Here is an 8,675-nt window from a genome sequence, read left to right on the forward strand (position 1 = left end):
GGGTGACAACGTCAAGATGGTCGTCACCCTGATCAACCCGGTGGCAATGGACGAAGGCCTGCGCTTCGCCATCCGCGAAGGCGGCCGTACCGTCGGCGCCGGCGTGGTCTCGAAGATCATCGAGTAAGCCTGCAGTACCGGTGGTTGCATAGCGCCGCCGGTTACGCGAATGGCGGGCCGGGAACCTCGGTCCGCCTTCGCCGTCTAAGGGAAGGCAAGTTTCAACACGTACGCCAGTAGCTCAATTGGCAGAGCAGCGGTCTCCAAAACCGCAGGTTGGGGGTTCGAGTCCCTCCTGGCGTGCCATCTGCCCACCTTATCCAGCGGCCTGGGCCGCTAAAGCAGACACAGCCGGATGAATAGCAAGATCGAACACTCCAAGGACAACTCCGCCAACGGCGGGGATATCGTCAAGTACGTCGCCGCATCGCTGCTGGTGCTGGCCGGTCTGTTCGTCTGGTTCTGGTTCTCCGCCGACTCCGGTCGCGCCACCCAGCTGGGTGCGTGGGCGGGTCAGCTGCGTGCGTTGGCGGTCGTGGTCGGTCTGGTTGGCGGTATCGGCGTGTTCATGCTGACCGGCAAGGGGCGCGACACCCGCGAATTCCTCTCCGAGTCGCGCTTCGAACTGCGCAAGGTGGTCTGGCCGACGCGCCAGGAAGCCATCCGCATGACCTGGGTCGTGATGGTGGTGGTGACCATTCTCAGTCTGTTGCTGGGTGGGTTCGATTACGTCATTCAGTGGCTGGTTCAGTTGTTCCTGAGCCGCTAAGGAGAATTGCATGAAGCGTTGGTACGTCGTTCACGCCTATTCGGGCTTCGAGAAGTCGGTGGCGCAGGCTCTGCGCGATCGCATCGTCCGTGACGGCATGGAAGAGCGCTTCGGCGATGTCCTGGTCCCGACCGAAGAAGTGGTCGAGATGCGCGCTGGCCAGAAGCGCCGCTCCGAGCGCAAGTTCTTCCCGGGTTACGTGCTGGTCCAGATCGAGACCCACGAAGAAGCCGGTATTCCGCGCATCGACAACGAAAGCTGGCACCTGGTCAAGGAAACCCCGCGCGTGATGGGCTTCATCGGCGGCACCGCCGACCGTCCGCTGCCGATTGCCGATTCCGAGGCCGAAGCCATCCTGAACCGCGTTCAGGAAGGTGTCGAGAAGCCGCGCCCGAAGGTGCTGTTCGAGCCGGGCCAGATGGTCCGCGTCACCGACGGCCCGTTCAACGATTTCAATGGCGTCGTCGAAGAGGTCAACTACGAGAAGAGCCGTCTGCGCGTCTCGGTGCTGATCTTCGGTCGTGCCACTCCGGTCGAACTCGAGTTCGGCCAGGTCGAAAAGGCCGTCTGATCCAGCTGTAGAGTCGAGCTTGCTCGACTTTGCTGATCGGTCGAGCAAGCTCGACTCTACGGAACCAGGAACCGGGCCTTGCCCGGTTTCGTCCGTTTATATGCCGCTTCAGGCATGTGAAGAAAAAACCTGATATAGTGCGCGGCTCCCCGCTGGGAAGCCAGCAGGACGAGGCCGCCGCAAGGTGGCCTTCAGCATGATTTCAAAACGCGATGCCGGGACGCGTGATTCCCGGTCCGATGGGGAGCCTGTTGTCGAAAGGCGCTAGCACCCGGAGAGTACTCACATGGCAAAGAAAGTTGTCGGTTACATCAAGCTGCAGGTGAAGGCCGGTCAGGCCAACCCCTCGCCGCCGGTCGGTCCTGCGCTGGGTCAGCGCGGTCTGAACATCATGGAATTCTGCAAGGCGTTCAACGCTGCCACGCAGAAGCTCGAGCCGGGTCTGCCGGTTCCGGTGATCATCACGGCCTACTCGGACCGTACGTTCACCTTCATCACCAAGAGCACCCCGGCCACCACCCTGCTGAAGAAGGCCGCTGGCATCTCGTCGGGCTCCAAGCGCCCGAACACCGAGAAGGTCGGCAAGGTCACCCGTAAGCAGCTGGAAGAGATCGCCAAGGCGAAGGAACCGGATCTGACTGCCGCCGATCTGGACGCCGCCGTGCGTACCATCGCTGGCTCTGCCCGTTCCATGGGCCTCGTGGTGGAGGGTTAATAAGATGGCACAGACCAAGCGTGAGAAGGCCATCAAGGCCGCCGTCGTTCCGGGCAAGGCATACGCCTTCGAGGACGCGATCAACATCCTGAAGAGCGCCACCAAGGCCAAGTTCGTCGAGTCGATCGACGTCGCTGTGCGCCTGGGCGTCGATGCGAAGAAGTCCGACCAGCAGGTTCGTGGCTCCACCGTGCTGCCGGCCGGTACCGGCAAGTCGGTCCGCGTCGCCGTGTTCGCTCCGGCCGGTGCCAAGGCTGACGAAGCCCTGGCCGCTGGCGCCGAAGCCGTCGGTATGGATGATCTGGCCGAGAAGATGCAGGCCGGCGATCTGAACTACGACGTCGTCATCGCGACCCCGGACGCCATGCGCGTCGTCGGTAAGCTGGGCACCGTGCTGGGCCCGCGCGGCCTGATGCCGAACCCGAAGGTCGGCACCGTTTCCCCGAACCCGGGTGAAGCCGTGAAGAACGCCAAGTCGGGTCAGGTCCGTTACCGCACCGACAAGGCCGGCATCATCCACTGCACCATCGGCAAGGCCGACTTCGCCGAAGACGCGCTGAAGTCGAACCTGACCGCGCTGCTGCTGGACCTGATCAAGGCCAAGCCGGCCACCTCGAAGGGCACCTACCTGCAGAAGGTTTCGGTCAGCTCGACGATGGGCCCGGGCGTCACCGTCGACCAGTCGTCGCTGACCCTGAAGTAATTGTTTCAAGCGGTCACGGTACCTTCGGTGCCGTGACCGTGACATTTGAAGGCATCGTTGGCAGTGCATCGCCCGCGGTAGCCGTCAAAGACCGCAGGCGCGGTCGTGGCAATACCGGCGACGGGCACGGAAGCTCGATCTGGCAAGGAGTCGCCGCCGGAGCAGTCATGAGCGCTTAATCGATTCCCCGGAATCACCCTGCGTAGATGGTGCCCTTCTGGAGTTTTTCTGGTTCACGCACGTCTGGGATTTCCCTGATTGCCTCCAGGTCTGGAACGGCCCACCCCCGGAACATCATCCCGATGTTCCCGGCGTCCAGGACGGATGCCGCACAGGACCGCACACGGCAGGAGCCGTAAGCGGAGTTCAATAGGAGGAGTGCAATGGCTCTCAATCTGTCCCAGAAGCAAGAAGTAGTCGCCGAGCTGGCAGACGTCGCCGCCAAGGCCCACTCCTTGATCGCAGCCGAATACGCTGGTACCACGGTCGCCCAGATGACCGCGATGCGCAAGCAGGCTCGTGAAACCGGTGTTTTCTTGAAGGTTGTCAAGAACACCCTGGCTTCGCGCGCCGTTGAAGGCACCGAGTTCGCAGTCGCCCAGGACCAGATGGTTGGTCCGCTGCTGTACGCGTTCTCGCTCGAGGAGCCCGGCGCTGCCGGTCGCCTGATCAAGGAAGCCGCCAAGGGCAACGACAAGCTGAAGGCTAAGGTCGTCGCCATCGGTGGCGAAGTGTTCCCGGCAAGCCACGTCGACGTGCTGGCCTCGCTGCCGACCCGCGACCAGGCCCTGGCCATGCTGGCCCGCGTCCTGACCGAGCCGGTCACGATGTTTGCCCGCGCCATCAAGGCCGTTGGCGAGAAGCAGGGTGGTGGCGACGTCGCCGCCGACGCTGCGGAACCGGCCGCCGAGACTGCCTGAGTTTCGACTTACCGTGGTTCCTGACGGAACCTCAACCCAGAAAATCATCCAAAGGTATTAATCATGTCCCTTACCAACGAACAGATCGTCGACGCCATCGCCGAGAAGTCCCTGATGGAAGTGATGGAGCTGGTCAAGGCCATCGAAGAGAAGTTCGGCGTCTCCGCCGCTGCTCCGGTTGCCGTGGCTGCTGCCGCTGGCCCGGCCGCTGCTGTTGAAGAGCAGACCGAGTTCACCGTCACCCTGAAGTCGGCCGGCGACAAGAAGGTCGAAGTCATCAAGGCCGTCCGCGCCATCACCGGCCTGGGCCTGAAGGAAGCGAAGGACCTGGCCGAAGCCGGTGGCGTCCTGAAGGAAGGCGCTTCGAAGGAAGACGCCGAGAAGATGAAGAAGGACCTGGAAGCTGCTGGCGCGACTGTCGAAGTCAAGTAAGCAGTTACCTTGCATCGTCACCGATTCACGGCGATGCAGCCAAGGCTGGGGGCGTAAGCCCCCGGCCTTTGGTCGTTGTTGCAGTACCGGTAGGGTCGACTGTTGGTCGACTGTTTCAAAAGCAGAAAAAGCCCAACACGGGCTGCGGTCAGACCCCGGCAGGCCAGCGCAGAGCGCGGCAGCGGGGGAGTGGATGCAGACGAGTTGGCAGTTGGAAGTAGCGGGAGAAGGCGTGCTGGTGCCGGCAATACCAGCGACTTCCAACTGACAATTTCAAGTTCCCTTCGGATCGTGGGCGCACGATCCGCACAACAAGGTGGAAGACCTCATGACGTCCTATTCGTTCACCGAAAAAAAGCGTATCCGCAAGGATTTCGGCAAGCAGCGCTCGATTCTCGAAGTGCCGTTCCTGCTCGCCATCCAGGTGGATTCCTATCGTGAATTCCTGCAGGAAAACGTCGATCCGGCCAAGCGCACGGACCACGGCCTGCACGCTGCGCTGAAGTCGGTCTTCCCGATCGCCAGCTACAGCGGCAACGCTGCCCTGGAATACGTCGGCTACAAGCTGGGCGAACCGGTCTTCGACGAGCGTGAGTGCCGCCAGCGTGGCATGAGCTACGGCGCCCCGCTGCGCGTGACCGTGCGCCTGGTGATCTACGACCGCGAGTCGTCGACCAAGGCCATCAAGTACGTGAAGGAGCAGGAGGTCTATCTGGGCGAAATCCCGCTGATGACCGAGAACGGCACCTTCATCGTCAACGGCACCGAGCGCGTCATCGTCTCGCAGCTGCACCGCTCGCCGGGTGTGTTCTTCGACCACGATCGTGGCAAGACCCACAGCTCGGGCAAGCTGCTGTACAGCGCCCGCATCATCCCTTACCGCGGTTCCTGGCTGGACTTCGAGTTCGACCCGAAGGACGCGCTGTTCACCCGTATCGACCGCCGCCGCAAGCTGCCGGTGTCGATCCTGCTGCGCGCGCTTGGCTACAGCAACGAAGAGATGCTGGCCGAGTTCTTCGAGATCAACACCTTCCACATCAACCCGGATGAAGGCGTCCAGCTGGAGCTGGTGCCGGAGCGCCTGCGTGGCGAAACCCTGGGCTTTGACCTCGCCGACGGTGACAAGGTCATCGTGGAAGCCGGCAAGCGCATCACCGCGCGCCACATCAAGCAGCTGGAAGCCTCGGGCATCGCCGCCCTGGCCGTGCCGGACGACTACATCGTCGGCCGCATCCTGTCGCACGACGTGGTCGATGCCTCGACCGGCGAACTGCTGGCGCAGGCCAATGACGAGATCACCGACGAGCAGCTGCAGGCCTTCCGCAAGGCCGGTGTGGATGCCGTGGGCACCCTGTGGGTGAACGATCTGGATCGTGGCCCGTACCTGTCCAACACCCTGCGCATCGACCCGACCAAGACCCAGCTGGAAGCCCTGGTCGAGATCTACCGCATGATGCGTCCGGGCGAGCCGCCGACCAAGGATGCCGCGCAGAACCTGTTCCACAACCTGTTCTTCACCTTCGAGCGCTATGACCTGTCCGCGGTCGGCCGCATGAAGTTCAACCGTCGCGTGGGCCGCAAGGAAACCACCGGCGAAGCCGTGCTGTACGACCGCAAGTACTACGGCGAGCGCAACGACGAAGAGTCCAAGCGCCTGGTTGCCGCCCATGGCGACAGCTCCGACATCCTGGACGTGATCAAGGTCCTGACCGAGATCCGCAACGGTCGCGGCGTGGTCGATGACATCGACCACCTGGGCAACCGTCGCGTGCGTTCGGTCGGTGAAATGGCCGAGAACGTGTTCCGCGTGGGCCTGGTCCGCGTCGAACGCGCGGTCAAGGAGCGCCTGTCGATGGCCGAGTCGGAAGGCCTGACCCCGCAGGAGCTGATCAACGCCAAGCCGGTCGCCGCTGCCATCAAGGAGTTCTTCGGCTCCTCGCAGCTGTCGCAGTTCATGGACCAGAACAACCCGCTGTCGGAAGTGACGCACAAGCGTCGCGTCTCGGCCCTGGGCCCGGGCGGCCTGACCCGTGAGCGCGCCGGCTTCGAAGTGCGCGACGTGCACCCGACCCATTACGGCCGCGTCTGCACCATCGAAACCCCGGAAGGCCCGAACATCGGCCTGATCAATTCGCTGGCCGTGTACGCCCGCACCAACCAGTACGGTTTCCTCGAGACTCCGTACCGCAAGGTCGTGGACGGCAAGGTCTATGACGAAGTCGAGTTCCTGTCGGCGATCGAAGAAAACGAGTACGTCATTGCGCAGGCCAACGCGCTGACCGACGCCAAGGGCACCCTGACCGAGCAGTTCGTTCCGTGCCGCTTCCAGGGCGAATCGCTGCTGAAGCCGCCGGCGGAAGTCCACTTCATGGACGTCTCGCCGATGCAGACCGTGTCGATCGCGGCCGCGCTGGTTCCGTTCCTGGAGCACGATGACGCGAACCGCGCACTGATGGGCGCCAACATGCAGCGTCAGGCGGTGCCGACCCTGCGTGCGCAGAAGCCGCTGGTCGGTACCGGCATCGAGCGCGCCGTGGCGCGTGACTCCGGTGTGACCGTGAACGCCCGCCGTGGTGGCGAGATCGTGCAGATCGACGCGGCCCGCATCGTGGTCAAGGTCAACGAGGAAGAGATCGTTGGCGCCACCGATGCAGGCGTGGACATCTACAACCTGGTCAAGTACACCCGTTCGAACCAGAACACCTGCATCAACCAGCGTCCGCTGGTCCAGGTGGGTGACGTCATCGCCCGCGGCGACGTGCTGGCCGACGGTCCGTCCACCGACATCGGCGAACTGGCCCTGGGCCAGAACATGCTGATCGCGTTCATGCCGTGGAACGGCTACAACTTCGAAGACTCCATCCTGCTCTCCGAGCGCGTGGTGGAAGAGGATCGTTACACCACGATCCACATCGAAGAGCTGACCTGCGTCGCGCGTGACACCAAGCTGGGGCCGGAGGAAATCTCCGCCGACATCCCGAACGTCTCCGAGCAGGCGCTGAACCGCCTGGACGAGAGCGGCGTGGTGTACATCGGTGCGGAAGTCCGCGCCGGCGACATCATGGTCGGCAAGGTCACCCCGAAGGGCGAAAGCCAGCTGACCCCGGAAGAGAAGCTGCTGCGCGCGATCTTCGGCGAGAAGGCTTCGGACGTTAAGGACAGCTCGCTGCGCGTTCCGCCGGGCATGGACGGCACCGTCATCGACGTGCAGGTCTTCACCCGCGACGGCATCGAGAAGGACAAGCGCGCCCGCCAGATCGAAGAGTCTGAAATCAAGCGCGTCAAGAAGGACTTCGACGACCAGTTCCGCATCCTGGAAGCCGCCATCTACATGCGTCTGCGTTCGCAGATCGTGGGCAAGGTGGTCAACGGTGGCGCTGGCCTGAAGAAGGGTGACGTCATCAGCGACGCCTTCCTCGACGGCCTGAAGAAGGCTGACTGGTTCGCCCTGCGCATGAAGGACGAGGACGCTTCGGAAGCCATCGAGCGCGCCCAGAAGCAGATCCAGGCGCACGAGAAGGAATTCGAGCGTCGCTTCGCCGACAAGCGCGGCAAGATCACCGCCGGCGACGACCTCGCCCCGGGCGTGCTGAAGATGGTCAAGGTGTTCCTGGCCGTGAAGCGCCGCATCCAGCCGGGCGACAAGATGGCAGGCCGCCACGGTAACAAGGGTGTGGTCTCCAACGTGGTGCCGGTCGAGGACATGCCGTACATGGCCTCGGGCGAAACCGTGGACATCGTGCTGAACCCGCTGGGCGTGCCGTCGCGTATGAACATCGGCCAGATCCTGGAAGTGCATCTGGGCTGGGCTGCCAAGGGCCTGGGTCGCAAGATCCAGGCGATGATGGAAGCCCAGGCGGCGGTCGCCGACCTGCGCAAGTTCCTGGACGACATCTACAACCACGACGACACCAACGTGGCCAACCGTGTCGACCTGTCGCAGTTCAGCGACGAGGAACTGCTGCGTCTGGCCCGTAACCTGACCGACGGCGTGCCGATGGCCACCCCGGTGTTCGACGGCGCCACCGAAGCGGAAATCAAGCGCATGCTGGAACTGGCCGACCTGCCGAGCAGTGGCCAGACCCAGCTGTACGACGGCCGCACCGGTGAAGCGTTCGATCGCCACACCACCGTGGGTTACATGCACTACCTGAAGCTGAACCACCTGGTCGACGACAAGATGCACGCCCGTTCGACCGGCCCGTACTCGCTCGTCACCCAGCAGCCGCTGGGCGGCAAGGCGCAGTTCGGCGGCCAGCGCTTCGGTGAAATGGAAGTCTGGGCGCTGGAAGCCTACGGCGCGGCCTACACCCTGCAGGAAATGCTGACGGTGAAGTCCGATGACGTGCAGGGCCGCAACCAGATGTACAAGAACATCGTCGACGGTGAGCACGAGATGGTCGCGGGCATGCCGGAATCCTTCAACGTGCTCGTGAAGGAAATCCGCTCGCTGGCCATCAACATGGAACTGGAAGACAACTGATCCATGCCGGCGGGGGGGGGGGGGGCGCCCCCCCGCCGGGCGGGCAACGGAAACCCCGACGCCCCCCCCACCACCACAAGGG

General features: G+C 63.4%; 7 protein-coding genes, 1 tRNA gene and 1 pseudogene. All 9 read left to right on the forward strand.

All coding sequences use genetic code 11. The features are described from left to right. Window positions 1–127: pseudogene (gene tuf / locus V3B25_RS20095) on the forward strand (elongation factor Tu); the annotation flags it as partial. 103 nt (window positions 128–230) lie between these two features. Further along, a tRNA-Trp gene (locus tag V3B25_RS20100) sits at window positions 231–306 on the forward strand. A gap of 49 nt (window positions 307–355) precedes the next feature. Continuing rightward, window positions 356–769, forward strand: coding sequence for a preprotein translocase subunit SecE (secE, locus tag V3B25_RS20105; protein WP_005408202.1), 414 nt, complete (start codon window positions 356–358; stop codon window positions 767–769). A 10-nt stretch (window positions 770–779) separates the two neighbouring features. After that, window positions 780–1,340, forward strand: a complete 561-nt coding sequence (gene nusG / locus V3B25_RS20110) for a transcription termination/antitermination protein NusG (protein ID WP_004154362.1) — start codon at window positions 780–782, stop codon at window positions 1,338–1,340. A 286-nt stretch (window positions 1,341–1,626) separates the two neighbouring features. Then, the gene (gene rplK / locus V3B25_RS20115) at window positions 1,627–2,055 is read left to right on the forward strand and encodes a 50S ribosomal protein L11 (protein WP_004145248.1); all 429 of its coding nucleotides are present in this window, start codon (window positions 1,627–1,629) and stop codon (window positions 2,053–2,055) included. Between the two features lie 4 nt (window positions 2,056–2,059). Next, window positions 2,060–2,758, forward strand: a complete 699-nt coding sequence (rplA, locus tag V3B25_RS20120; protein ID WP_004154350.1) for a 50S ribosomal protein L1 — start codon at window positions 2,060–2,062, stop codon at window positions 2,756–2,758. 383 nt (window positions 2,759–3,141) lie between these two features. Continuing rightward, on the forward strand, window positions 3,142–3,678 hold the full coding sequence (gene rplJ, locus V3B25_RS20125; RefSeq protein ID WP_005408203.1) for a 50S ribosomal protein L10: 537 nt from the start codon (window positions 3,142–3,144) through the stop codon (window positions 3,676–3,678). 63 nt (window positions 3,679–3,741) lie between these two features. Then, entirely contained in the window at window positions 3,742–4,110 is a 369-nt protein-coding gene (rplL, locus tag V3B25_RS20130) for a 50S ribosomal protein L7/L12 (RefSeq protein ID WP_005408204.1), read from the forward strand. Between the two features lie 328 nt (window positions 4,111–4,438). Next, window positions 4,439–8,593, forward strand: a complete 4,155-nt coding sequence (rpoB, locus tag V3B25_RS20135) for a DNA-directed RNA polymerase subunit beta (protein ID WP_279943158.1) — start codon at window positions 4,439–4,441, stop codon at window positions 8,591–8,593. The last annotated feature ends 82 nt before the right edge of the window (window positions 8,594–8,675 follow it).

The sequence above is a fragment of the Stenotrophomonas sp. SMYL8 genome, assembly GCF_036320065.1.
In the GTDB taxonomy this organism is placed as follows: domain Bacteria; phylum Pseudomonadota; class Gammaproteobacteria; order Xanthomonadales; family Xanthomonadaceae; genus Stenotrophomonas; species Stenotrophomonas maltophilia_A.

What these genes read in the sequence shown, in the direction of transcription:
- rpoB (WP_279943158.1), top strand. Translation starts at nt 4,439, where the DNA reads ATGACGTCCTATTCGTTCACCGAAAAAAAGCGTATCCGCAAGGATTTC.
- nusG (WP_004154362.1), top strand. Translation starts at nt 780, where the DNA reads ATGAAGCGTTGGTACGTCGTTCACGCCTATTCGGGCTTCGAGAAGTCG.
- rplK (WP_004145248.1), top strand. Translation starts at nt 1,627, where the DNA reads ATGGCAAAGAAAGTTGTCGGTTACATCAAGCTGCAGGTGAAGGCCGGT.
- rplA (WP_004154350.1), top strand. Translation starts at nt 2,060, where the DNA reads ATGGCACAGACCAAGCGTGAGAAGGCCATCAAGGCCGCCGTCGTTCCG.
- rplJ (WP_005408203.1), top strand. Translation starts at nt 3,142, where the DNA reads ATGGCTCTCAATCTGTCCCAGAAGCAAGAAGTAGTCGCCGAGCTGGCA.
- secE (WP_005408202.1), top strand. Translation starts at nt 356, where the DNA reads ATGAATAGCAAGATCGAACACTCCAAGGACAACTCCGCCAACGGCGGG.
- rplL (WP_005408204.1), top strand. Translation starts at nt 3,742, where the DNA reads ATGTCCCTTACCAACGAACAGATCGTCGACGCCATCGCCGAGAAGTCC.